Source organism: Pseudomonas fildesensis, assembly GCF_001050345.1.
Taxonomy (GTDB): Bacteria; Pseudomonadota; Gammaproteobacteria; order Pseudomonadales; family Pseudomonadaceae; genus Aquipseudomonas; species Aquipseudomonas fildesensis.
Genome location: NZ_LFMW01000013.1, coordinates 170,780 through 193,851 on the forward strand (window position 1 = coordinate 170,780; position 23,072 = coordinate 193,851).

General features: G+C 63.4%; 22 protein-coding genes. 11 read left to right on the forward strand and 11 right to left on the reverse strand.

The features are described from left to right. Positions 1-18: 18 nt before the first annotated feature. Genes ACR52_RS20420 through ACR52_RS20435 form a run of 4 tightly spaced genes read left to right on the forward strand, consistent with a single transcriptional unit; the run spans position 19 to position 4,630 of the window. The gene (locus tag ACR52_RS20420; RefSeq protein WP_048728651.1) at positions 19-726 is read left to right on the forward strand and encodes an ABC transporter ATP-binding protein; all 708 of its coding nucleotides are present in this window, start codon (positions 19-21) and stop codon (positions 724-726) included. Further along, the gene (locus tag ACR52_RS20425; RefSeq protein ID WP_048728654.1) at positions 723-1,922 is read left to right on the forward strand and encodes an ABC transporter permease; all 1,200 of its coding nucleotides are present in this window, start codon (positions 723-725) and stop codon (positions 1,920-1,922) included. The genes ACR52_RS20420 and ACR52_RS20425 overlap by 4 nt, the downstream gene beginning before the upstream one ends. Further along, positions 1,915-3,393 carry a TolC family protein gene (locus ACR52_RS20430; RefSeq protein WP_048728656.1) on the forward strand — a complete coding sequence of 493 codons (1,479 nt, stop codon included), beginning with the start codon at positions 1,915-1,917 and terminating at the stop codon, positions 3,391-3,393. Before ACR52_RS20425 ends, ACR52_RS20430 begins: the two co-directional genes overlap by 8 nt. Further along, complete coding sequence (locus tag ACR52_RS20435; RefSeq protein WP_048728659.1) at positions 3,383-4,630, forward strand: efflux RND transporter periplasmic adaptor subunit; 1,248 nt, start codon at positions 3,383-3,385, stop codon at positions 4,628-4,630. Before ACR52_RS20430 ends, ACR52_RS20435 begins: the two co-directional genes overlap by 11 nt. A 131-nt stretch (positions 4,631-4,761) precedes the next feature. Here ACR52_RS20435 and ACR52_RS20440 read toward each other — a convergent pair whose 3' ends face one another. From ACR52_RS20440 to ACR52_RS20490, 11 genes are all read right to left on the reverse strand, one after another. Beyond that, positions 4,762-6,156 (reverse strand): FAD/NAD(P)-binding protein, encoded by a 1,395-nt coding sequence (locus tag ACR52_RS20440; RefSeq protein WP_048728663.1) that lies wholly within the window; start codon positions 6,154-6,156, stop codon positions 4,762-4,764. 12 nt (positions 6,157-6,168) lie between these two features. Beyond that, positions 6,169-6,936 (reverse strand): ABC transporter ATP-binding protein, encoded by a 768-nt coding sequence (locus ACR52_RS20445; protein WP_048728668.1) that lies wholly within the window; start codon positions 6,934-6,936, stop codon positions 6,169-6,171. A gap of 3 nt (positions 6,937-6,939) precedes the next feature. Beyond that, entirely contained in the window at positions 6,940-8,280 is a 1,341-nt protein-coding gene (locus ACR52_RS20450; RefSeq protein WP_048728673.1) for an ABC transporter substrate-binding protein, read from the reverse strand. 24 nt (positions 8,281-8,304) lie between these two features. Beyond that, complete coding sequence (locus tag ACR52_RS20455) at positions 8,305-9,354, reverse strand: branched-chain amino acid ABC transporter permease (RefSeq protein WP_048728676.1); 1,050 nt, start codon at positions 9,352-9,354, stop codon at positions 8,305-8,307. Positions 9,355-9,358: 4 nt separating this feature from the next. Continuing rightward, positions 9,359-10,240 carry a branched-chain amino acid ABC transporter permease gene (locus tag ACR52_RS20460; RefSeq protein WP_048728678.1) on the reverse strand — a complete coding sequence of 294 codons (882 nt, stop codon included), beginning with the start codon at positions 10,238-10,240 and terminating at the stop codon, positions 9,359-9,361. After that, entirely contained in the window at positions 10,237-11,010 is a 774-nt protein-coding gene (locus ACR52_RS20465) for an ABC transporter ATP-binding protein (protein WP_048728681.1), read from the reverse strand. The genes ACR52_RS20460 and ACR52_RS20465 overlap by 4 nt, the downstream gene beginning before the upstream one ends. Then, positions 11,007-11,918 (reverse strand): AMP-binding protein, encoded by a 912-nt coding sequence (locus tag ACR52_RS20470; RefSeq protein ID WP_048728683.1) that lies wholly within the window; start codon positions 11,916-11,918, stop codon positions 11,007-11,009. The genes ACR52_RS20465 and ACR52_RS20470 overlap by 4 nt, the downstream gene beginning before the upstream one ends. A gap of 115 nt (positions 11,919-12,033) precedes the next feature. Beyond that, complete coding sequence (locus ACR52_RS20475) at positions 12,034-13,467, reverse strand: LLM class flavin-dependent oxidoreductase (RefSeq protein WP_048728687.1); 1,434 nt, start codon at positions 13,465-13,467, stop codon at positions 12,034-12,036. Then, complete coding sequence (locus ACR52_RS20480) at positions 13,467-13,793, reverse strand: acyl-CoA dehydrogenase (protein WP_048728690.1); 327 nt, start codon at positions 13,791-13,793, stop codon at positions 13,467-13,469. Before ACR52_RS20480 ends, ACR52_RS20475 begins: the two co-directional genes overlap by 1 nt. A 12-nt stretch (positions 13,794-13,805) precedes the next feature. Further along, positions 13,806-15,002 (reverse strand): SfnB family sulfur acquisition oxidoreductase, encoded by a 1,197-nt coding sequence (locus ACR52_RS20485; RefSeq protein WP_048728692.1) that lies wholly within the window; start codon positions 15,000-15,002, stop codon positions 13,806-13,808. Positions 15,003-15,156: 154 nt separating this feature from the next. Then, positions 15,157-15,720: a helix-turn-helix domain-containing protein gene (locus ACR52_RS20490; RefSeq protein WP_048728695.1), complete on the reverse strand. Its 564-nt coding sequence runs from the start codon at positions 15,718-15,720 to the stop codon at positions 15,157-15,159. Positions 15,721-15,813: 93 nt separating this feature from the next. Between ACR52_RS20490 and ACR52_RS20495 the strand changes: the two genes are divergently transcribed. The 7 genes from ACR52_RS20495 (at position 15,814) to ACR52_RS20525 (ending at position 22,956) form a co-directional block, all read left to right on the forward strand. Further along, positions 15,814-16,743, forward strand: coding sequence for a DMT family transporter (locus ACR52_RS20495; protein ID WP_048728698.1), 930 nt, complete (start codon positions 15,814-15,816; stop codon positions 16,741-16,743). Positions 16,744-16,916: 173 nt separating this feature from the next. Further along, positions 16,917-19,838 carry a monovalent cation/H+ antiporter subunit A gene (locus tag ACR52_RS20500; protein ID WP_048728700.1) on the forward strand — a complete coding sequence of 974 codons (2,922 nt, stop codon included), beginning with the start codon at positions 16,917-16,919 and terminating at the stop codon, positions 19,836-19,838. Continuing rightward, positions 19,838-20,182, forward strand: a complete 345-nt coding sequence (locus tag ACR52_RS20505; protein ID WP_003192163.1) for a Na+/H+ antiporter subunit C — start codon at positions 19,838-19,840, stop codon at positions 20,180-20,182. Before ACR52_RS20500 ends, ACR52_RS20505 begins: the two co-directional genes overlap by 1 nt. Further along, positions 20,179-21,861 (forward strand): monovalent cation/H+ antiporter subunit D, encoded by a 1,683-nt coding sequence (locus ACR52_RS20510; protein WP_048728706.1) that lies wholly within the window; start codon positions 20,179-20,181, stop codon positions 21,859-21,861. Before ACR52_RS20505 ends, ACR52_RS20510 begins: the two co-directional genes overlap by 4 nt. Then, entirely contained in the window at positions 21,858-22,346 is a 489-nt protein-coding gene (locus tag ACR52_RS20515) for a Na+/H+ antiporter subunit E (RefSeq protein ID WP_048728709.1), read from the forward strand. Before ACR52_RS20510 ends, ACR52_RS20515 begins: the two co-directional genes overlap by 4 nt. After that, the gene (locus ACR52_RS20520) at positions 22,343-22,621 is read left to right on the forward strand and encodes a K+/H+ antiporter subunit F (RefSeq protein WP_005789171.1); all 279 of its coding nucleotides are present in this window, start codon (positions 22,343-22,345) and stop codon (positions 22,619-22,621) included. Before ACR52_RS20515 ends, ACR52_RS20520 begins: the two co-directional genes overlap by 4 nt. Beyond that, positions 22,618-22,956, forward strand: coding sequence for a Na+/H+ antiporter subunit G (locus tag ACR52_RS20525; protein WP_048728713.1), 339 nt, complete (start codon positions 22,618-22,620; stop codon positions 22,954-22,956). Before ACR52_RS20520 ends, ACR52_RS20525 begins: the two co-directional genes overlap by 4 nt. Positions 22,957-23,072 lie beyond the last annotated feature (116 nt).

The following is a 23,072-nucleotide window of genomic DNA, read 5'->3' on the forward strand; positions in this document are numbered from 1 at the left end:
GAGACTGCAGGCGTAGTCATGATGACAGAGACCCCCGCGCACCCAGGCTTGATTTCCCTGCAAGGCATCGGCAAAAGCTATCAGCTGGCCGGCCAGCACCTGCCCATTCTCAATGATGTGTGCCTGTCCATCGCCCGCGGTGACAGCTGCGGCATCCTCGGCGCCTCGGGGTCCGGCAAAAGCACCCTGCTCAATATCCTCGGCTTGCTGGACTTGCCCAACGGCGGCCAGTACCACTTTGCCGGCCACGATATTTTCAGCGCCAGCCCCGATGAACTGGCAGCGATCCGCAACCAGCAGATCGGCTTCGTGTTCCAGAGTTTCAACCTGCTGCCGCGCCTCAGTGCGCTGGACAACGTCGCCCTGCCCCTGAGTTATCGCGGCGTATCGCGCCATGAATCGGTGGAGCAGGCCCTGCGCATGCTGGAACAGGTCGGCCTGGCCGAACGCGCCCACCATCGCCCTGCCGATCTGTCCGGCGGTCAACGCCAGCGCGTGGCGATTGCCCGCGCGCTGGTCGGCAACCCCTCGGTGATTCTCGCCGATGAACCCACCGGCAACCTCGACAGCACCACCGCCCAGGAGATCATGGACCTGCTCCTGGCGCTCAACCGCGAGCAGCAGGTCACGCTGATCATCGTCACCCACGACTCGCACATCGCCGAACGCCTGGAACGCAAGATCCTGGTGCGCAACGGCGCGGTGCACGAGGCCGGCCATCCATGAGCCTGCGGGTCGAACAGAGCCTGAGCCAACTGCTGCATGAAGCCTTCGTCAGCCTGCGCACCCTGGGCAAACGCTCGATCCTGGCCTTACTGGGCATTGTGATCGGCAGTTCGTCGGTGGTGGCACTGATCAACATCGGGCATAACGCGGCGGTGGATGCGGCGATGATTTTCAAGGACATGGGCACTGACACGCTGGTCGTGCAGTTCCCGGCCAAGGGTAGCAACAACGTGCCCATGCGCACCCGCCTTGATCTCGACGCCGTGCGCCAAGCCGTGCCGGGCATCGCGCACATCGGCGCCCTCACGCTGTTCAGCGGGCCCATCGTATTCCACGGCCGCACCGTCAACGCCAACTTTGTCGGCAGCACTGCGAATATCCAGCACGCCATGCGCCTGCCCTTGCGCGAGGGACGCTTCCTCTCGCCCTTCGACGCCAATGAGACCTACGGCGTGATCGGCGACCAACTGGCCGAAGCCCTGAGCGCCCCCGGCGATCCGTTGCAGCTCGGCGACCGCGTGCGCATCAACGACTACCTGTTTCTGGTGGTAGGCATCCTGCGCGACCAGCCCCGCGCCATGCTGATGCCGGTGCAGGCCAACGAATCGCTGTTCGTTCCCGCCGACGGCATGCGCCGCATTTATGCCACGCCGCAAATCAGCAACGTGATCATCCGCGCGGCACCCGACCAGGACATGGAACGCATCGCCCGGGAAGCGGCCATCGCCCTGAGTAGCCAGCTGACTGAACACACGGTCGAGATTCAGGTGCCCCAGCAAATGATCGACGGCATGACCCGCCAAAGCCGCACCTTCGCCTACCTGCTGCTGGCATTGGGCGCGATTTCCCTGGTGGGCGGCGGCGTCGGAGTGATGAACGTGATGCTGATGAATGTCTCGGAGCGCCGCCGCGAGATCGGCATTCGCATGGCCCTGGGTGCGCGCCAGCGGGATATCCGCAACCTGTTCCTGCTTGAAGCCGTCACCCTCACTGCCGTGGGTGCGCTGTGCGGCGCGGTACTCGGCATGACCGCCGCCTGGCTCTATGCGTGGCTGTCGGGCTGGCAGTTTTCCCTGGCCGTCGCCGCCTTGCCTCTGGGCGTGGGCAGTACCTTGCTGGTGGGCTTGTTCTTTGGCATCTACCCGGCCGTCTCGGCCTCACGGTTGCAGCCGGTGGAGGCCCTGCGTGATGAGTAAATGGCTGTGGTTGTTCGTTTTGGTCAGCCTGCACGGCGTGGCCGCCGATGTGCTCATCACGCCGTCAGCGCCCAGCACCACCCGCAGCGGCTATGACCGCAGCGTGTCGCTGAATGCCCAGGTCACCACACTGACCCTGGGCGACGCGGTGTACCTGGGCCTGCGTAACAACCCGGCGATTCGCAGCGCCTACCTGCAGCGGGTCGCGCAGAAGTTCGACCTGCGGGTCGCCGAAGACGTGTTCAACCCCAAGCTCACGCTCAACAGTTACTACCGCAGCACCCGCGGTTCCCAGGACAACGCACGCAACGCCAATCTCGCGCCGTCCACCAGCCTGCTCGGCGAGTACGGTACCCGCTTGAGCATGGCCTGGACCCAGCAACTGAACAACGCCGATCGCGCCGGCCGCTACCGCAGCGACGGCCTCGACCTGGCAATCATCCAGCCACTGATGCGCGGCGCCGGTTGGGACGCCACCACCGCGCCGCTGCGCCTGTCGCGCCTGTCGGAGCAGGCCAACCGCCTGAACCTCAAGGCCACCGTGGCGCAAACCATCAGCCAGATCATCGCCACCTACCGCGAACTGCTACGCGCCCAGGAACAACTAAGCATCGTGCAGGATGCCCTCAAGCGCTCCGGCACCCTGCTGGAGGTGAACAGGGCGTTGATCAGCGCCGGGCGCATGGCCGAGTTCGAAATCGTGCAGACCGAAGCCGATATCGCCACCCAGCAACTCGGCGTGGAAGAAGCGCAAAACCAACTCGACACCAACCGCCTGGCGTTGCTGCGCCTGCTGGCGCTGGACCTGTCGACACCGATTCGCGCCACCGAAGCCCTGGAGGCCAAACCCATGCAGATCGACAAGCGCCAGGCCTTCAACCTGGCGCAGAACCAGCAGCCGGAATACCTTGCCGCCCTGCTCGGCAGCCAGCAGGCCGACCTCAACCTGGTGATCGCCAAGGACTCCGGGCGCTGGCAAGTCGACTTGGTGGCCGGCGCGAATCAGATACGCGACGCCTACAACAACGATGCCGGCAACAGCAACAACCGCAGCTGGGACAGCTACGCCGGGGTACAGGTGCAGATCCCCATCGGCGACATCAGCACGCGCCAGGCCGAAGTGCGCGCGCGGGTGAATGTCGAGGATCAGGAGATCCGCATCACCGATGCACGTCAGGCGCTGGAGCGCAGCGTCAACGATGTGGTGCGCGACCTCGGCACCCGCTGGCGCCAATATGAAATCGCCCAGCGCGCCGTGGCGCTGTCGCGGCGCAAGATCGAAATCGAACGGGAAAAACTCAGCGCTGGGCGCTCCACCAACTTCCAGGTGCTGAGCTTCGAGGCCGACCTGCGCAACGCCGAAAACGCGCAGCTCAACGCACTGATCGCCTATTTGAACGCCCAGACCCAGCTCGATCTGACCCTGGGCATGACGCTGGAAAGCTGGGAAATCGCCCTCAATGACTATTAATCGAAAACGCCTGCTGGCGGCTGTGTTGATCGTGCTGCTGGCCTGTGCGGGGCTGGCCCTGCGCAACCCCGCCTCAGACCCGGCCACCGCCACCGAGCAATGGCTGGCGGTAAAGCCTGATCCGCTGGTGCACCAGATCGGCCTGGTGGGCAAGATCGAGCCCGACACCACGCTCATCCTCACCGCGCCCTTCGACGGCAATGTGCAAGCCAACCTGGTTGAGCAAGGCCAGCGGGTCGCCGCCGGCCAGGTGCTGCTGCGCATGGACCCGGCCACCCTCGAAGTGCAGCTGCGCGACGCCCTCTCCGCCCAGCTCAAGGCCCGGCGCACGGTGCAGGAAATGCAGGACTGGGACAGCAGCCCCACCGTCAGCCGCGCCCGCCGCAGCCTGCGCACTACAGAAATGACCGCCGGCAACACCCAACGCAAACTCACCGAAAGCGAAAACCTGTTCCAGCGCGGCATCATCCCCCGCAACGAGTTGGACGACCTTAAACAACAGAGCCAGCAGCAACAGCTCGACCTGGCCGCCGCGCGCAGTGAACTGCAGCAGGCACTGGATCAGGGCAAGGGCGAATACCGGCAGATCGCCGAGATGGAATTGACCAATGCCACGGTGAAATACGACGCCCTGCGCACGCTGCTTGAAGGCAAGGAGGTCAAGGCGCCGTTCTCCGGCATCGTGGTGCCTGCGCCGGGCAATAACGCGCCACAGGCAGGTGGCAGCAACAACGCGCCGGTGCAGGCCGGCAGCAAGGTCAGTCAAGGGCAGGTGCTGTTCGGCCTGGCCAATATCGAACGGCTTAAAATCGTCGCCAGGGTTTCCGAGCTGGACATCAACCAGCTGCACCAGGGCCAGGCGGTGGAAGTGCTCGGTGACGGGTTTGACGGCGAGCGGCTGAGCGGGTCGGTGAGTGTGGTCAGCGGGTTGGCGATCGCCAGCGACAGCCAGGGTAGTGCGCAGTTTCCGGTAACGCTGTCGATTCCCAAGCTGACGCCTGAGCAATTGCAACGGGTGCGGTTGGGGATGAGTGCGCGGTTGACGATTGTGACTTACAACAATGAGCAGGCGATGGTGATTCCGGGCCAGGCGATCCAGCCGGACATGACGGTCGAGTATCGGGCGGCGATGGATGGCCCGGTGGAGCGGGTAAAAGTGACCACCGGGCAATCGACGCCGCAGGGAGTTGAAGTGTTCGGCCTGAAACCCGGTTTTGTGAAAGCGCCCCTTCCCTGATCGTTCCCACGCGCTTGATCGTTCCCACGCTCCGCGTGGGAATGCAGGTTGTGACGCTCTGCGTCACGGTTTTAAGAGCGGACGCAGAGCGTCCAGGGCGGCATTCCCACGCGGAGCGTGGGAACGATCAATTAGATGTGTGTGAGCTTGGCGGCCAGCGCTTTGGCTTGAATCGCCACATCAGTGACCGCCGTACTCTCCCACCACATCCCCCGCAACGGCGGGCCCATGGCGAACAGTCGCTGGCTGACCTGGCCGTGAGCATCCAGCACCGCCCCTGACACATCCGCCGCAATCCCCAACGCCAACGGCCCAGGCTGGATCAACCCACGCTTGAGCAACTGCTGCGGCAACGGCCGGGCCACGCGCCGCCAGTCGTATTCGATGCCGCTGGAGTTGATCAACGCCGCGCCTGAAACCTCGCTGATCGCGTGCTCGCCACGGTGACGCAAGCGGATGCTGACCCCGCTCAACGAACGCTCCAGTCCCTTGAACGAAGCTGCCCGAATCCGCAACCGCCCCTCTTCATACAGCCGCGCCACCAACTGCGCACTCAACGGCGGCGAGCGGTGGTGATGGCTTTCCCACCACGGCCGTACATGCCGCACAAACTGGCGCTTCTCACGCTCGCTGGCCTGGCTCCACAACCGGCCGATATGCGCGCGTACGGTGTCCAGCGGCGCCTGCCAATCGATGCCCTGCGCCAGCGCAAGCCGGCATTGGCGACGCACCTCACACAGCAATTGCCGAGGGCTGCGCAGGCTGTGGTCCGCGGCGAGAAAATCCGCCCAGCTCGGCGGTTGCCGCCGTACATGGGGCAGCAGGCCGTGACGTGAAAAAACTTCGATGGGCCCGCGATGCCCGGCCTGTTCCAGAGACACCACGGCATCGACCATGGTCAGCCCTGAACCGATGATCAGCACCGTCGACTGCGGGTCGAGTTGAGTCATGGCCTGCACGTCCCAGGGGTCCACAGCGGCGGCGTTCAAACCGCTGGATTCGGTTTGCGGCGTGCGCGCCGCCGGGAACATGCCCGTGGCCAATACCGCATGGGTACCGCGCAGTTGCTGGCCGTTATCGAGGGTCAGCAGGGTCGAGTCTGCATCGACTTGCAGGTCGACCCCTTCCGCGCGCACATGCTCAACGGTAGATGCGGATAGCGCCTTGGCTTCAGCCAACCGCTGCTGTGCGTACAACCCGAAAATCCCGCGTGGCGGGAACAGTTCGCTGATGGGCACGTGCTGCTGGTTCGACTGCGGCCAACCCCCGGCGCCGATGTAGTCGGTGAGCCATTGGGTCAGGTCGTCGGCATTGTCCGGGTCGACGCTCATGCGCGCCGCATTGCCGTTCAAGGTGTGGCCCAGTTCGACAGCGCTATAGGCCTCGCCACGGCCGAGTTCCGAGCGCGGCTCTATCACCAGGATGCGCCGCTGGCCAGGCAGGCGCAGCAGTTGCACGGCCAGCATCGTGCCGCTCAGGCCGCCGCCGATGATCAGCACATCAGCGTTGCGGATGGATTCAGTCATGCAGATTCGCCCTTACTGTTTACCCAGATAAATGTCATGCAAATCACCCCGCGCCAGCAACTCGGCGGCGCTGCCGCTCAGGACCACCCGCCCAGTATCCAGCACGTAGCCTTGGGACGCATAGTTGAGCGCGACGTTGATGTTCTGCTCGGCGATCAGGAAGCTCACCTGCTGCTCGCGGTTGAGCTGCGCGATGATCTGGAAAATCTCCTGCACGATCATAGGCGCCAAACCCATCGACGGCTCGTCGAGCAGTACCAAAGTAGGACGTGTCATCAACGCCCGGCCGATGGCGACCATTTGCTGCTCGCCACCGGAGGTGAGCCCGGCGCGGGTGTGGCGCTTGGTCTTGAGCCTTGGGAACCAGGCGTAGAGGCGTTCCAGGTCGTGTTCCATGTCCTTGCGGCTCAGGCGCCGCACAAAGCCGCCGCTGCGCAGGTTGTCTTCCACCGTGAGTTGGCCGAACACATGCCGACCTTCCAGCACATGCACCATGCCCTGGCGCACGCGCTGGCTGGGGTCAATGCTGGCCAGGTCGCGACCGGCGTATTCGATCACGCCACGGCTGACCTCGGCGCGTTCGGCGCGCAACAGCCCGGAGATCGCCTTGAGCGTGGTGCTCTTGCCCGCGCCATTCGCGCCCAACAAGGCGACGATGGCGCCCTTGGGCACGCTCAGTGACACCCCGGCCACCGCGAGGATCGCGCCGTCGTAGATCACTTCGATGTCGTTGACGGTTAACAGCGACGGGGTGGCCGATTCAGCGGCGGGCTGGCTCATGGTTTATTCATCCCCGGTGCAGGTGCGTGGCGTCAGGCCTTTTTCCTTGGCGAAGGCGGCGGATTTTTCGTCGATCAGCGGGCGCAACAGCGCGCGGTCGGCGGCGATCCAGTCGCTGATCAACGCCCAGTTGGCGCCGTCCCACTGCTGCACCCGTGCCGAGCCGCCGCCTTCGTGGTCGCGGCACGACAGCTTGAGGTTTTGCATCAGGCCCAGGTAGCCCATGCCCTTGAGGCGTGCGTCGTCGATGTTCAGGTGTTCCAGTCCCCAGCGGCCTTCCTCGCCGTTGAGCGGGCGCTTGCCGAACCTGGCCTGGCCGGTGCGAATCGCTTCCACCGCCACGGCGGCGTTCACCAGGCCGGAGTTGTAGTAGACGCTGCCGAAGTTTTTCAGGTCCTTGAGGTCGCTGTGGCCCTTGTCGAGCACGTACTGTTTGAGGCGTTTGTGGATCTCGAAGTCGGCACCCGCCGGGTAAGGCGTGAGCGCCAGGTAGCCCTTGGCGGAAGCGCCTGCGGGCAATACGTCTTCGCTGGAACTGGCCCAGATATCGCCGATGATATGGTCCACCGGGAAGCCGAAGCGCGCGGCGGTTTTTACCGCGACCGGTGTGGACACGCCCCAGGTACGCAGGAACACCCAGTCGGGGTTGGCCTGGCGCACCTGGCGCCATTGCGCCGATTGCTCATTACCTGGATCGGCCACCGGAATCTGGATATTTTCAAAGCCGTATTTCTCCGCCAGCAGTTTCAGCGGGCCGAGGGTTTCGCGACCGTAGGCCGAGTCGTGGTAGACCGTGGCGATCTTCTTGCCCTTGAGTTTGTCGAAGCCGCCTTCGCGCTGGGCGATGTAGTTCACCAGGGTCGAGGCCTCGCTGTAGAAGGTCAGCATCACCGGGAAGTTGTACGGGAACACCGTGCCGTCAGTGGCTTCGGTGCGGCCGTAGCCGAGGGTGATCAGCGGGATCTTGTCCACTTCCGCCCGCTCGCTCAGGGCATACGCAGCAGGCGCGCCGTTGGGCTGATACACCGCAACCGGCGCGCCATCCAGGCCATTCTTGAAGCGCTCGTAGCACTCGATGCCCTTTTCCGCCGTCCACTCGGTCTCGCATTCCTGCCACACCAGTTTGACGCCGTTGATGCCGCCCTCGACCTCGTTGATATACCGCAGGTAGTCGATCATCCCGGCCCACACCTGCACGCCGCTGGACGCGTAGGCGCCAACACGATAGGTCGCCAAGGGAATGAATTGCTGGTCGGGCGAGGCCATTGCCTGGGGCACAGCACCGGCCAGGGTAGCCAGCGCGAAGGCGGCGCCGGCCAGGGAACGTTTCAAGGATGCACGCATGAAGGATTCTCTTAAGGGAATGTTTTAGAAGCGCAGCGGCCACTGCCGCACACGGTCACGCAGGTTGTGCAACAGGCGAATCAAACCCTCGGGTTCCTTGATCAGGAACACGATGATCAACACGCCAAAAATGATTTTCTGCAGGTTCTGCAACTGCCCTGCATCCACCGAACCGCCGAACAGCGCCTGCCCGGCGTGGCTGAGGAAGATCGGCAGCAAACTGATAAACGCAGCGCCCACAAAGTTGCCGGCGATGCTGCCCATGCCACCGATAATGATGATGAACAGGATCTGGAATGAGCGATTGATATCGAAGCTGCTGGCGCTGGCCGTGCCCAGGTAGGCGAAGGCCCATAGCGCGCCGGCGATGCCGAGGTAGAACGAACTGACGGCGAACGCCAGGCGCTTGTAGCGCACCACCGGAATGCCGACCACGGCGGCGGCGGTGTCCATGTCGCGGATCGCCATCCAGTTGCGCCCCACCTGGCTGCGCACCAGGTTGATAGCGGTCCAGGTCAACAGCAGCACCGTGACCAGCGTCAGCAGGTAACGACCCAGCGGCGTGTTGAGGTCATGACCGAACAGCGCCAGCTTCGGCGCGGAGATGGTCCCGGACGAGCCGTAGTTGTAGAACCAGGGGAATTTGACGAACAGCCACTCCAGGAAAAACTGCGCGGCCAGGGTGGTGACCATCAGGTAGAAGCCCTTGATCCGCGAGCTGGGCAGGCCGAACAACAGGCCGACCAACGCGCTGATAATCCCCCCGCCGAGCAGTGCCACTGGCAGTCCCAGCTCCGGCAGGCGTAGCAGGAAGCCGTAGGTGGCGAACGCGCCGACGGCCATGAAGCCGGCGGCGCCCACCGACGTTTGGCCGGTGTAGCCGGTGAGCAAATTCAGGCCCAGCCCCGCCAGCGACAACACCAGGAAAGGGATCAGGATCGCATTGAGCCAATAGTCATTGCCCCACAGCGGCACTACCACAAACGCCAGCGCCAACAGGCCGAGCAGGCCCCAGGGAATGCGCCGCTGAATCAGCAGCAACGGCGCGGTTTCTTGAGCAACGGGAATCGACATGGTTTCAGACTCGCTCGATGGCGCGCTCGCCGAACAGGCCGGCGGGACGGATATACAGGAAGGCCAGGGCCAGGACGTAGGCAAACCACGGCGTGATGCCGCCACCGATCAATGGGCCGATATACACCTCGGCTAGGTTCTCCGCCGCGCCGACAATCAGCCCGCCGACAATCGCCCCGCCAATCGAGGTGAAGCCGCCGATGATCAATACTGGCAAGGCCTTGAGCACCACCAGCGACAGCGAGAACTGCACGCCCTGGCGCGCGCCCCACAGCAACCCCGCCACCAGCCCGACAATCCCGGCCACCGCCCAGACGATCTGCCAGATACGGTTGAGGTTGATGCCGATGGACAGCGCCGCCGTGGTGTCATCCGCCACCGCGCGCAGCGACACGCCGATGCGGGTCTTGTTGAACAGCAGCGCCAGCACGGTCACCAGCACCACCGCAGCGGCCGCTGCAATCAGGTCGAACTGGCTGAGCATCAGCGGCCCGACAAACAGCGGCACGTCGTCGATGCCCAGGTCCAGCGCACGCACCTGCGAGCCCATCAGGCCCTGGGCCAGGCCTTCGATGATGAACGACAGGCCCAACGTGGCCATGAACAGGGTGATCTGCGAACGGTTCACCAGCGGCCGCAAGACCAGCCGTTCGATGAGCAAGGCGCCGACGATCATCACGATCACCGTGAGCAACAACGCCAGGGCAAACGGCACGCCCTGGTCATGCAGGCTGACGAAGGTCAGCGCGGCAAACAGCAGCATCGAGCCCTGGGCGAAATTGAACACGCCGCTGGCCTTGTAGATCAGCACGAAGCCGATGGCGACCAGGGAGTACATGGTGCCGGCGAGCAGGCCGCCGAGCAGGGTTTCGAAGAAAAACGTCATCCGTTTGTCACTCCCAAATAAGCCGCGATCACATCCGGGTTGGCTTGAACTTCGGCAGGCGTGCCGTCGCCGACCTTGCGCCCGTAGTCAAGCACCACCACATGGTCGGACAGGCCCATAACCACGGCCATGTCGTGTTCGATCAACACCACCGTGGTGCCCAGATCACGGTTCACGTCGGCGACGAAGCGCGCCATTTCCTGTTTTTCCTCGGCATTCATACCGGCCATCGGTTCGTCCAGTAGCAACAGGCTGGGCCCGGCGATCAGCGCGCGGCCAAGCTCGACACGTTTTTGCAGGCCGTAGGACAGGTTGCCGACCAGTACATCGCGGTGGGCTTGCAACTCCAAAAATTCGAGGATGCCCTGGGCGCGCAGGCGAAACGCATCGGCTTCACGCCGTGCGCGGGGCAAGCCGAGGGCCTGCTCGATGAAGGTGCTGCGCAGATGCCGCGACAGGCCGGTGAGGATGTTGTCGAGCACGCTCATTTTCTTGAACAGTGCGTTGTTCTGAAAGGTGCGGCCAATGCCTCGGCGCGCGGCCCCCAGGGGATCGATACGGTGGAAGTGTTGTTCCTCGAAAACGATCTCGCCGGCATCGAAGCGGTAGACGCCGTTGAGCACATTGAGCAACGAGCTTTTGCCGGCGCCGTTGGGGCCGATCAGCGCGCAGATCTCGCCGCGTTGTACGTCGAAGGACAAGGCATTGATCGCCTTGACGCCTTTGAATGACAGCGAGATATCCCGCACCTGGAGAATGGCCTGGCTCATGCGATATCCCGTTTGAACTCAGCCAGCCACGCAGGATCGCTGTCGGTTTTTCGCGTGCTGGGTGGTTGCCAGATAGAGGCCAGGCGCTGGAAACCCAGCAGCTTGCGCACGCGGTTTTTCAAAAGGCGGCGCAGGCCGTTTTGCGGGTGGGCGATGGCCCAGTCGCACAGGCGTCGGCGCAAGGTGCCGTGGGGCGCGAGGCGGCTCTCGATGTCGTCCGCCAGGTGCTGCAGACGCGCAGGCGACAACAGCAGGCCGGTGGGCGCGACTTCGCTGCGATCACGCCGGGCCGAGGCCAGGCTTTCGGGGAAGGCCAGGCCGTGGCCACTGCTCAGCCATTGCTCCAGCACCACCGCGAGGCCGCCCTGCCACTGGGTGCCCTCCTCGCTCCACAACACCGTTTCACCAGAGAGATGCCACCAGCGGCTGAGGTGTTGGGCCGGGTCTAAGGGGCCGAGCAATTGGCCGAAATCCAACAGGTCTACGGCCGCCCAATGCCGTTGTTGCTGGCGACTTTGTACATAGGCGTGCGTCGGGCGAATGTGCCATAGCGGCTGCTGCAGGGCTTCGGGCTCTAGGTCATCGGCCACGGTCAGCACCTGCCCGCCGATAGACTGGGCAGCCAAGGCGAGCAGCAACAGGTTCGGTTCGAAAGCGCCGCTGAGGGCCAGCCGCGACTGTTCGCTGAAACCCTGCTGGCGCAGACCATCGGCCAGGCGCTCGACATCGCGCAAGGTATCGATCCAGCGCCAGGCATACCACTGGCCCTGGCGCTTGTGGCGCAGGGCGGTGTGCAGCGGGGTGATCTGCGCCCAGTGCTGCAGTTGGTCGAGGGCCTTGGGCAGGTTGCCGAGCAATTCGGCAGGCCATTCCAACGTCAGCGGACGTTTGAGTTCGTGCACGCTCATAGGGGGGGATGCTCCTATTGGGGTGGTAAGCGTGCGGTGGTCCGCTGGCCGGGGTATATCTGACAATGAAGATCCACAGGTGGGAGGGGGCTTGCTCCCGATGACGGTGTGTCAGTCACAGGTGTTCTAACTGACCCTCCGCTATCGGGAGCAAGCCCCCTCCCACATTGGAAGCGTGCAAGGCAGACAGGTCGCGGTAGCCGGCGCCAGGGTGGTTCGGCGCCAATCGCGCACCGTCACCAAACAGCTTCTCGCGCAACGTGCCCTGGGCATATTCGGTCTTGTACACGCCACGCTTCTGCAACTCCGGCACCAGCAGGTCCACGGCGTCGATAAAGGTTTCGTGGGTCAGTGCATAGGCCAGGTTGAAGCCGTCCACGTCGGTCTCTTCGACCCACTCCTGCAACAGGTCCGCGACCGTTTCCGGGCCGCCGACAAACAGCGGGCCAAAACCACCAATCCCGACCCAATCCGCCAGTTCGTTCGGCGTCCAGACCTTGTTCGGGTCGGCCGTGGAGAACGCTTCCACCGCCGATTGAATCGCATTGGTGTGCACATGCTTGAGCGGCTCATCCGGTTTGAACTGGCTGAAATCAATCCCGGTCCAGCCGGAGATCAGCGCCATGGCGCCTTCATAGCTGACGTAGGATTTGTATTCGTCAAACTTGGCTTTGGCCTTGGCATCGGTCTCGCCGACGATCACCGTCTGCAAGTTGAAGATCAGGATTTTTTTCGGATCACGCCCGGCCTTGGCGGCACGGCGGCGGATGTCGGCAACGGTTTTTTTCAGCAGTACCTTGGACGGCGCGGCGACGAACACGCACTCGGCCTGCTCGGCAGCGAACTGCTTGCCACGGCTGGACGCACCGGCCTGGTAGAGCACCGGCGTGCGCTGTGGCGAGGGCTCACAGAGGTGGATGCCGGGCACCTGGAAGTGTTTGCCGACATGGCGGATCTCGTGGATCTTGCTCGGGTCGCTGAAAATCCGGCGTTCGCGATCACGCAGTACTGCGCCTTCCTCCCAACTGCCTTCCCAGAGTTTGTAGCAAACCTCCAGGTATTCCTCAGCGTAGTCGTAGCGCGCGTCGTGTTCGGTCTGGGCTTTCTGGCCGAGGTTCTTGGCGCCGCTTTCCAGGTAGGAGGTGACGATGTTCCAGCCAATACGGCCCTTGGTCAGGTGATCGAGGGTGGAGAGCCGCCGCGCAAACGGATACGGATGCTCAAACGACAACGAAGCAGTGAGGCCAAAACCCAGGTGCTCGGTGACCAGCGCCATCGGCGCGATCAGCGACAGCGGATCGTTGACCGGCACCTGCGTGGCCTGGCGGATCGCGGCGTCGCCGTTGCCGTTGTACACGTCGTAGATACCCAGCACGTCGGCGATAAACAGGCCGTCGAACTTGCCGCGCTCGAGGATTTTCGCCAGGTCGGTCCAGTATTCCAGGTCCTTGTACTGCCACGAGCGGTCACGCGGGTGCGCCCACAGGCCGGGACTTTGGTGGCCGACACAGTTCATGTCGAAGGCATTCAAACGGATTTTACGGGCCATCAAAGCACTCCGTTTAGGTGGTAGTTGCCGACAACCTGGTATTTCCAGCGCAGTGGGTCATCGAGGGTCGGCGGCAGTGCGGTGCGTTGGCCGGTGAGTTCAAATTCGGTGTTGCTGGCGAAGATCAAGGCTTCGGCGGCGGCGATCTGCGCTTCGGTGAGGGCGACAGGGCTTGGGTGGGTTTCGGCACGCTCAAGCAACGCGGCGGCAACATCGACGCGGATCTGCAAATCGCCGAAACGGCTGATCACGTAGGGGTCATCGCTGGTCTGGATAAAGCGCCGGGTGCTTTCCAGTAGTTGGCGCGCTTGGTTCAGGGCGGTCATAAATAAGGTTCCTCAGTTCCAGGCGTGGCGCGCGGGCTTTACGCCGTTTAGCACGAAGTTGCCGATCAGGTGGTATTTCCAGCGGGCCGGGTCGTGCAGGGTGTGGGTGCGCGCGTTGCGCCAGAAGCGGTCGAGGTTGTGCTTGCCGGTCACCGAGCGGGTGCCGGCCAGTTCGAAGAGTTTGCTGCTGGCGAGCAAGGCGGTTTCGGCCGACAGGACTTTGGCCTGGGCGACGATCAGCGAGGCGTTGGCGACGGTGTCTTCATTGGGTTCGGCAAGGGCCTGGTCCACGGCTTTTCCAGCTTTAACCAGGATCGCCTCGGTACCGTGCACGCGCCACTCCAGGTCGCCGATCGCTGCGATGGTGAACGGGTCTTGCCAGCCGTGCTCCTGCTGGCTGTCGATCCAAGGCCGTGCCTGACGGGCAAAGATCTTCGCTTGCTCCAGTGCGCCGAGGGCAATGCCGGTGTCGACCGCCGCCTGGATGATTTGCGAAATCGGACCATCGGCGGTGGGTTGGTCGAATGCCAAGTGGGCGGGGACCACTGCACTCAAGGGCACGGTCACACCGTCGAGGGTCACACCGCCGCTGGCGGTGGTGCGCTGGCCGAAGCCGTCCCAGTTGTCGATAACGGTGAGGCCGGGCGCATCGCGTTCGACGAAGGCTATAAACGCCTGGTCGTGTTCGCTATTGCCGGCGGTGGGCACGATATGGGCGAACAGCGCGCCGGTGCAGTAGAACTTCTCACCATTGACCTGGGCGGTGTCGCCGTGGAAACGGATCTGGGTGTCGAAGGTGCCGGCGTTTTTGCTCTTGGCTTCGGAGAAGGCATTACCAAAACGGTAGCCCTGCAGGACTTTGCCGAAGTAGTGCTGTTTTTGTGCCTCAGTAGCGGTCTGCAGGAGGATATCCACCACGCCGAGGTGGTTTTGCGGGATCTGCCCCAGTGACGGGTCGGCGGCGGAGATCAACTTGATCACCTCGGCTACCGTCACATAGGACACTCCGGCGCCACCGTAGGCCTTGGGAATGGTGATGCCCCACAAGCCGCTGGCAGAAAATTCGTCGAGTTCGACCACGGGCAGACGCCGCTCACGGTCGCGGGCGCTTGCCTCGACCGCAAACCGTGCGGCCAGGCGCGTGGCAACCTCGATGGCTTCCGCGTCCGAGCGGATGATGTGGGCAGGGTGTTGAGGATGGGCTGACATGGGCCGACTCCAGGCTCCGAGGGGATGCTGGAGTGATTGCAGGAGTCGTGCCTGAAATTAATCTTAAGTTAAATCAGCTAGTTGCTGGCGTCATAACGCGAAAGGTCGTGTTTCAAACCAGCAAAGTGTCCATCCACTGTTGCCGGGCAAACAGTTAGATGACCACGTTGCGCACAAAGCGCACCGCCACGTCCCCATCATTGCGATAGGCGTGGGCCTGGCGGCTGGCGAACATATAGAACTCACCGGCGGCAACGTGTTTTTCATCGTCATCCAGGGTCAGCGTCAGGCTGCCTTCGAAGACAAACAGCTGCACGCTCCAGCCTTCCGGGTCTGGCTCGGGGCTGTAGCGATCGCCCGGCTCCAGGCGCATCTCCCACAATTCCACTTCGCGCCGGGCGGTTGCCTTGGCCAGCAACACGGCCTTGCTGCCGGGAATTTCACCGGCCCAGGCCAGTTCGTTGATGCGGCTGTGGTCGGGCGCATCCGGGGCCTGGATCAGGTCACTGAACGCCACATCCAGCGCTTCGGCCACGCGGTCGAGGGTGGACAGGCTGACGTTCTTCTCCCCCGCTTCGATGGCGACCAGCATGCGCCGGCTGACCCCGGATTTTTCCGAGAGTGCGGTCTGGCTCATGTCGGCGGCGTGGCGCAGGCGACGAACGTTCTGGCTGACGTGCTGCAGGACCGAGGCCCGTTGCGGATTTTCTTTGTGCACTATATTGCTCAATGGGTGGGGGTGCGCAGTATACTGCCCAGCTTGCGGCGCATTGTGCGTTCCGCGTCCTTACTGTGCAAGTTCAGAGCCGCCATGACTACCTCGACCCCATCCAAGCGCTTCAACCGTTTAAGCAAAGCCGAATGCTTGCTGGTGGTGATCACCATGATCTGGGGCGGCACCTTTTTGCTGGTGCAGCATGCGATGACGGTCAGCGGGCCAATGTTTTTCGTCGGCCTGCGCTTTGCTGCGGCGGCCATCGTGGTCAGCCTTTTTACCTTGCACACCCTGCGCGACCTGACGCTGCTGGAGTTGAAGGCCGGGGTGTTTATCGGCGTGTCGATCATGTTCGGCTACGGTTTGCAGACCATTGGCTTGCAGACCATTCCGAGCAGCCAGTCGGCGTTTATCACCGCCTTGTATGTGCCGTGCGTGCCGCTGCTGCAGTGGCTGGTGCTGGGGCGGCGCCCGGGGTTGATGCCGAGCCTTGGCATCATGCTCGCGTTTGCCGGGTTGATGCTGTTGACGGGGCCTGCGGGCGCGTCGTTTAACTTCAGCCCCGGTGAAATCGCCACACTGATCTGTGCGATGGCGGTGGCGGCCGAGATCATTCTGATCAGCGCCTATGCCGGGCAGGTGGATGTGCGCCGGGTCACCGTGGTGCAACTGGCCACCGCGTCGCTGCTGTCGTTCCTGATGGTGGTGCCGATGGGCGAGGCGCTGCCGGGGTTCTCGTGGCTGCTGCTGTTCAGCGCCGTGGGCCTGGGCTTGACCAGCGCGGTGATCCAGGTGGCGATGAACTGGGCGCAGCAAAGTGTTTCGCCGACGCGGGCCACGTTGATCTATGCCGGAGAGCCGGTGTGGGCCGGGGTGATCGGGCGGATTGCCGGGGAGCGTTTTCCGCCGATTGCGATGGTCGGGGCGGCGCTGATTGTGGTGGCGGTGATTGTGAGTGAGTGGAAGAGGAGCAGCTCGAAGGCTGTCGATTCGCAAACCGCAGCCGAGCAAGAAAGCCAGGGTTGATCCCTTAGCGGCACGCCTCAAGCTGCAAGATGTGCACGCACGGCTATTCTCTTGTAGCTTGCCGCTTGTAGCTGCTTTCCACTGCTTTTGTAGGATCCTGCCACATCTTGCCGTTTGGTGATCGAGAAAGCGGCACGTATGATGCATCCCAAACTCCCGCAGATTAGAAGCCTATGTCCCTGATAGTTCTACTGCTTCTGCCGTTTATCGGCAGCTGTCTCGCGGCCTTGCTGCCGCACAACGCACGTAACACCGAATCCCTGCTGGCTGGCCTTGTGGCCCTGGCCGGAACCGTTCAAGTCGCCCTGCTCTACCCCCAGATCGCCCACGGTGGCGTGATCCGCGAAGAATTCACGTGGTTGCCCAGCCTCGGCCTGGATTTCGTGTTGCGCATGGACGGCTTCGCCTGGCTGTTCTCGATGCTCGTGCTCGGCATCGGCACGCTGGTGTCGCTGTATGCGCGTTACTACATGTCGCCGGATGACCCGGTGCCACGTTTCTTCGCGTTTTTCCTGGCCTTTATGGGCGCCATGCTCGGCCTCGTGATCTCCGGCAACCTGATCCAGATCGTGTTTTTCTGGGAACTGACCAGCCTGTTCTCGTTCCTGTTGATCGGCTACTGGCACCACCGCGCCGATGCGCGCCGTGGCGCGTACATGGCCTTGATGGTCACCGGCGCCGGCGGCTTGTGCCTGCTCGCGGGCGTGATGTTGCTGGGGCATATTGTCGGCAGCTATGACCTGGATCAGGTGCTGGCCGCTGGTGACCAGATCCGCGCACATTCACTGTACCCGGTGATGCTGGCCCTGGTGCTGATCGGCGCCTTGAGCAAAAGCGCGCAATTCCCCTTCCACTTCTGGCTGCCCCACGCCATGGCCGCACCGACCCCGGTGTCCGCCTATTTGCACTCGGCAACGATGGTGAAGGCCGGCGTGTTCCTGCTGGCCCGTCTGTGGCCGTCGCTGTCCGGCAGCGAAGAATGGTTCTGGATCGTCGGCGGTGCCGGCGCCCTGACCCTCCTCCTCGGCGCGTACTGCGCCATGTTCCAGAACGACCTCAAGGGCCTGCTGGCCTACTCCACCATCAGCCACCTTGGGCTGATTACCCTGCTGCTGGGCCTCAACAGCCCGCTGGCCGCCGTCGCTGCGGTGTTCCATATCCTCAACCACGCCACGTTCAAGGCGTCGCTGTTCATGGCGGCGGGCATCATCGACCACGAAAGCGGCACCCGTGATATCCGCAAGCTCAGTGGTTTGGTCAAGCTGATCCCATTCACCGCGACCCTGGCGATGGTCGCCAGCGCGTCCATGGCTGGGGTGCCGTTGCTCAACGGCTTCCTGTCCAAAGAAATGTTCTTTGCTGAAACCGTCTTCATCTCAGCCACGGCCTGGCTGGAAATTGCCTTGCCGGTGATCGCCACCGTGGCGGGTACGTTCAGCGTCGCCTATGCATTGCGCTTCACCGTCGATGTGTTCTTCGGCCCACCCGCCACCGACCTGCCCCACACCCCCCACGAACCGCCACGCTGGATGCGCGCGCCGGTTGAACTGCTGGTGTTCACCTGCCTGCTGGTGGGGATCTTCCCGGCCCAGGTGGTCGGCTCGATCCTCGCCGCCGCCGCACTGCCGGTGGTCGGCGGCGTGCTGCCGGAGTACAGCCTGGCGATCTGGCACGGCTGGAACGCGCCGATGATCATGAGCCTGGTGGCCATGACCGGCGGCGTCGTGCTCTATCTGCTGCTGCGCAAGCAACTCAAACGTGGCCGTTTCAAGTACCCGCCGATCATCAGCTACTTCAACGGCAAGCGCATGTTCGAGCGCAGCCTGGTAGTGATGATGCGCGGCGTGCGCAAGATCGAAAAACGCATCAGCACCAAGCGCCTGCAAACCCAGTTGTTCCTGCTGGTGCTGGCGGCGGTGATCGCCGGGCTGATCCCGATGCTGCACAGCGGCATCAGTTGGGGCGACCGGCCGAAGATTCCGGGTTCCATCGTGTTCGTGACCCTGTGGTTGCTGGCGATTGCCTGCGCCCTCGGCGCTGCCTGGCAAGCCAAGTACCACCGGCTCGCGGCCCTGACCATGGTCAGCGTGTGCGGCCTGATGACCTGCATCACTTTCGTGTGGTTCTCGGCGCCGGACTTGGCGCTGACACAACTGGTGGTTGAAGTGGTGACCACCGTGCTGATCCTGCTGGGCCTGCGCTGGCTGCCGCGGCGGATCGAAGAAGTCTCGCCACTGCCGAGTTCGCTGCGCAAGGCGCGCATTCGTCGCCTGCGTGACTTGCTGCTGTCGACCGTGGTCGGTGGCGGCATGGCGCTGCTGTCCTACGCCATGCTGACCCGCCAGACGCCCAACGACATCTCCTCGTTCTACCTCAGCCGCGCCCTGCCTGAAGGCGGCGGCAGCAATGTGGTGAACGTGATGCTGGTGGACTTCCGAGGCTTCGACACCCTCGGCGAAATCACTGTACTCGGCGCCGTGGCGCTGACGGTGTACGCCCTGCTGCGGCGCTTCCGCCCCTCGAAAGAAAGCATGCGACTGCCCGCGCAACAGCGCCAATTGGCGCCAGACGTGGCCACTGACCTGGTCAACCCGAGCCAGGCCAGCGACACCGCGCTGGGCTTCATGATGGTGCCGGCGGTGCTGGTGCGCCTGCTGCTGCCGATTGCACTGGTGGTGTCGTTCTACCTGTTCATGCGCGGTCACAACCAACCGGGCGGTGGGTTTGTCGCCGGTCTTGTGATGTCGGTGGCGTTTATCCTGCAATACATGGTCGCCGGCACGCAGTGGGTCGAGGCGCAGATGAGCTTGCGGCCAATGCGCTGGATGGGCTTCGGTCTGCTCTCGGCGACGCTGACCGGGCTGGGCGCGCTGTTCGCCGGGTACCCGTTCCTCACCACTCACACCTGGCACGTCAGCCTGCCGGTGCTGGGCGATATCCACATCGCCAGCGCGCTGTTCTTCGACGTCGGCGTATACGCCGTGGTCGTCGGTTCGACGCTGCTGATGCTCACCGCCCTCGGCCACCAATCCGTACGCGCACATAAACCGAGCAACCAGGCCAAAGTGGTTGCCGCAACGGAAGGAGCCGCCTGATGGAAGAAGTCATCGCAATTGCCATTGGGGTCCTGGCGGCCTCCGGCGTCTGGCTGATCCTGCGGCCACGGACGTTCCAGGTGGTGATGGGGCTGTGCCTGTTGTCGTACGGGGTAAACCTGTTCATTTTCAGCATGGGCAGCCTGTTTATCGGCAAGGAGCCGATCATCAAGGACGGCGTGCCGCAAGACCTGCTCAATTACACCGATCCCCTGCCCCAGGCCCTGGTGCTGACAGCCATCGTGATCAGCTTCGCCATGACCGCGCTGTTCCTGGTGGTGCTGCTGGCCTCCCGGGGCCTGACCGGCACGGACCATGTGGACGGCCGGGAGCCCAAGGAATGACGTGGATGAATCAACTGATCGTCGCGCCGATCCTGCTGCCGTTGCTGACCGCCGCGTTGATGCTGATGCTCGGCGAGAAACGCCGCCCACTCAAGGCACGCATCAACCTGTTCTCCAGCACGGTTGGCCTTGGCATCGCCATTTTGCTGCTGTACTGGACGCAACAAGGCGGCCCCGGCTCGATTGGCGTATACCTGCCGGGCAACTGGCAGGTGCCGTTCGGTATTGTGCTGGTGGTCGATCAACTGTCGGCATTGATGCTGGTGCTGACCGGGATCATCGGCGTGAGTGCGCTGCTGTTCGCCATGGCCCGTTGGGACCGGGCGGGCACCAGCTTCCATGCGCTGTTCCAGATCCAGATGATGGGCCTTTACGGCGCGTTCCTCACCGCCGACCTGTTCAACCTGTTCGTGTTCTTCGAAGTGCTGCTGGCGGCGTCCTATGGCTTGATGTTGCACGGCTCGGGCCGGGCGCGGGTGTCGTCGGGACTGCATTACATTGCGATCAACCTGCTGGCGTCGTCGCTGTTCCTGATTGGCGCGGCGATGATCTACGGCGTCACCGGCACACTCAACTTCGCTGACCTGGCGCTGAAAATCCCGCTGGTACCGGAGGCCGATCGCGGCCTGTTGCACGCCGGTGCGGCAATCCTCGCCACGGCGTTCCTGGCCAAGGCCGGCATGTGGCCGCTGAACTTCTGGCTGGCGCCCGCCTACTCTTCAGCCAGCGCGCCGGTGGCGGCGATGTTTGCGATCATGACCAAGGTTGGCGTGTACACCGTGCTGCGTTTGTGGACCCTGCTGTTCTCCGGCCAGGCTGGCGCTTCGGCGTTGTTTGGCGGCGATTGGCTGGTGTACGGCGGCATGGCGACCATCGTTTGCGCAGCGTTGGCGATGGTGGCGGCGCAACGGCTGGAGCGCATGGCGAGTTTGAGCATCCTGGTGTCGGCCGGGATCCTGCTGTCGTCGGTGGGCTTTGCCCAGCCAAGCCTGACTGCCGGGGCGTTGTTTTACCTGGTCAGCTCGACGTTGGCATTGAGCGCGCTGTTCCTGCTGGCCGAATTGATAGAGCGCTCGCGTTCGGCCAACGATCTGCCGCTGGATGAAGAGATTGATGCGCTGCCCAAAGCCATGGAATCCCTGCATCCGCGCCCTGGCGTCAACCTCGATGACGAGCAAAAAGCCGTGGTTGGCCAAGTGATTCCCTGGACCATGGCGTTCCTCGGTTTGAGTTTTGTCGCCTGCGCCCTGCTGATCATCGGCATGCCGCCGCTGTCCGGGTTTATCGGCAAGCTCAGCCTGTTGAGTGCGCTGGTCAATCCGCTGGGCCTGGGTAACGCCGTGGATGAGCCGATCCGCCCGGCGGCGTGGGGCCTGGTGGCGCTGCTGATCCTTTCCGGCCTGGCCTCGCTGATCGCCTTCGCACGCCTCGGCATCCAGCGCTTCTGGACCCCGGAGGAGCGCCCATCACCGCTGCTGCGACGTTATGAGTGTGTGCCGATCTTCTTCCTGCTCGGCCTGAGCATCCTCCTGACCTTCAAGGCCGAACCGCTGATGCGCTACACCCTGGCCACCGCCCAGAGCCTGAACAACCCGGAGCGCTACGTGATGGCGGTGATGGCCACGCGCCCGGTGCTGAGCCCTGAAGGCAAGGCTGCCGCGCTGGAGGTGCAACCATGAAGCGCCTGTTCCCTGCCCCGTGGTTGTCGCTGGCCTTGTGGTTGCTGTGGCTGGTGTTGAACCTGTCCGTCAGCCCCGGCAACCTGCTGCTGGGCGCGCTGTTGGGCTTCCTCGCACCGCTGCTGATGGCGCCGTTGCGACCGTTGCCGATCCGCATCCGCCGCCCTGGGGTGATCATTCGCCTGTTTTTCCGGGTGGGACGCGATGTGATCATCTCCAACCTGCAAGTGGCGTGGGGCGTGTTGGTGTGCGGATCGCGCCCACCGCGTTCGCGTTTTATCAAAATCCCTCTCGACCTGCGCGACGCCAACGGCCTGGCCGTGCTGTCGATGATCACCAGCGTGACGCCTGGCACCGTTTGGTCAGAATTGGCCCTGGACCGCAGCATTCTGCTGCTGCACGTGTTCGACCTGGACGATGAAGCGCCGTTTATCGAACACTTCAAACGCGACTACGAACGGCCCCTGATGGAGATCTTCGAATGAGCGCCCTGCTCTCCAATGCGATCCTGTTCAGCCTGTTTTTATTCTCGCTGGCCATGGTGCTGACCCTGATCCGCCTGTTCAAAGGCCCGTCCGCCCAGGACCGGGTACTAGCGCTGGACTACCTGTACATCCTGGCGATGCTGATGATGCTGGTGCTGGGTATTCGTTATGCCAGCGACACCTACTTCGAAGCGGCGTTGTTGATTGCGCTGTTCGGCTTCGTGGGCTCGTTTGCCCTGGCCAAATTCCTGCTGCGTGGCGAGGTGATTGAATGATGCCGTTATGGGTTGAAGTGAGCGTGGCGCTGCTGCTGGTGCTCAGCAGCGTGTTCGCGCTGATCGGGGCGATTGGCTTGCTGCGGATGAAAGAGTTTTTCCAGCGTATGCACCCACCGGCACTGGCCTCGACGTTGGGGGCGTGGTGTGTGGCGTTGGCGTCGATTATCTACTTTTCGGCGCTCAAGTCCGGGCCGGTGTTGCACGGGTGGTTGATCCCGATTTTGTTGTCGATCACCGTGCCGGTGACCACCCTGCTGCTGGCGCGTACGGCGCTGTTCCGTAAGCGCATGGCCGGTGATGATGTACCCGCCGAAGTCAGCAGCCGCCGCTGATCTATAAAACGGGCACGGTCAAAAATGTGGGAGGGGGCTTGCTCCCGATAGCAGGGTGTCAGTGAATGCATCTGTCGCTGACACACCGCTATCGGGAGCAAGCCCCCTCCCACATT

Bases quoted from the DNA above. Each gene is read 5' to 3' on its own strand.
- ACR52_RS20440 (WP_048728663.1), bottom strand. From the start codon at position 6,156: ATGACTGAATCCATCCGCAACGCTGATGTGCTGATCATCGGCGGCGGC.
- ACR52_RS20450 (WP_048728673.1), bottom strand. From the start codon at position 8,280: ATGCGTGCATCCTTGAAACGTTCCCTGGCCGGCGCCGCCTTCGCGCTG.
- ACR52_RS20500 (WP_048728700.1), top strand. From the start codon at position 16,917: ATGTCCCTGATAGTTCTACTGCTTCTGCCGTTTATCGGCAGCTGTCTC.
- ACR52_RS20520 (WP_005789171.1), top strand. From the start codon at position 22,343: ATGAGCGCCCTGCTCTCCAATGCGATCCTGTTCAGCCTGTTTTTATTC.
- ACR52_RS20465 (WP_048728681.1), bottom strand. From the start codon at position 11,010: ATGAGCCAGGCCATTCTCCAGGTGCGGGATATCTCGCTGTCATTCAAA.
- ACR52_RS20480 (WP_048728690.1), bottom strand. From the start codon at position 13,793: ATGACCGCCCTGAACCAAGCGCGCCAACTACTGGAAAGCACCCGGCGC.
- ACR52_RS20495 (WP_048728698.1), top strand. From the start codon at position 15,814: ATGACTACCTCGACCCCATCCAAGCGCTTCAACCGTTTAAGCAAAGCC.
- ACR52_RS20515 (WP_048728709.1), top strand. From the start codon at position 21,858: ATGAAGCGCCTGTTCCCTGCCCCGTGGTTGTCGCTGGCCTTGTGGTTG.
- ACR52_RS20475 (WP_048728687.1), bottom strand. From the start codon at position 13,467: ATGGCCCGTAAAATCCGTTTGAATGCCTTCGACATGAACTGTGTCGGC.
- ACR52_RS20425 (WP_048728654.1), top strand. From the start codon at position 723: ATGAGCCTGCGGGTCGAACAGAGCCTGAGCCAACTGCTGCATGAAGCC.
- ACR52_RS20470 (WP_048728683.1), bottom strand. From the start codon at position 11,918: ATGAGCGTGCACGAACTCAAACGTCCGCTGACGTTGGAATGGCCTGCC.
- ACR52_RS20505 (WP_003192163.1), top strand. From the start codon at position 19,838: ATGGAAGAAGTCATCGCAATTGCCATTGGGGTCCTGGCGGCCTCCGGC.
- ACR52_RS20525 (WP_048728713.1), top strand. From the start codon at position 22,618: ATGATGCCGTTATGGGTTGAAGTGAGCGTGGCGCTGCTGCTGGTGCTC.
- ACR52_RS20420 (WP_048728651.1), top strand. From the start codon at position 19: ATGATGACAGAGACCCCCGCGCACCCAGGCTTGATTTCCCTGCAAGGC.
- ACR52_RS20510 (WP_048728706.1), top strand. From the start codon at position 20,179: ATGACGTGGATGAATCAACTGATCGTCGCGCCGATCCTGCTGCCGTTG.
- ACR52_RS20435 (WP_048728659.1), top strand. From the start codon at position 3,383: ATGACTATTAATCGAAAACGCCTGCTGGCGGCTGTGTTGATCGTGCTG.
- ACR52_RS20460 (WP_048728678.1), bottom strand. From the start codon at position 10,240: ATGACGTTTTTCTTCGAAACCCTGCTCGGCGGCCTGCTCGCCGGCACC.
- ACR52_RS20455 (WP_048728676.1), bottom strand. From the start codon at position 9,354: ATGTCGATTCCCGTTGCTCAAGAAACCGCGCCGTTGCTGCTGATTCAG.
- ACR52_RS20485 (WP_048728692.1), bottom strand. From the start codon at position 15,002: ATGTCAGCCCATCCTCAACACCCTGCCCACATCATCCGCTCGGACGCG.
- ACR52_RS20430 (WP_048728656.1), top strand. From the start codon at position 1,915: ATGAGTAAATGGCTGTGGTTGTTCGTTTTGGTCAGCCTGCACGGCGTG.
- ACR52_RS20445 (WP_048728668.1), bottom strand. From the start codon at position 6,936: ATGAGCCAGCCCGCCGCTGAATCGGCCACCCCGTCGCTGTTAACCGTC.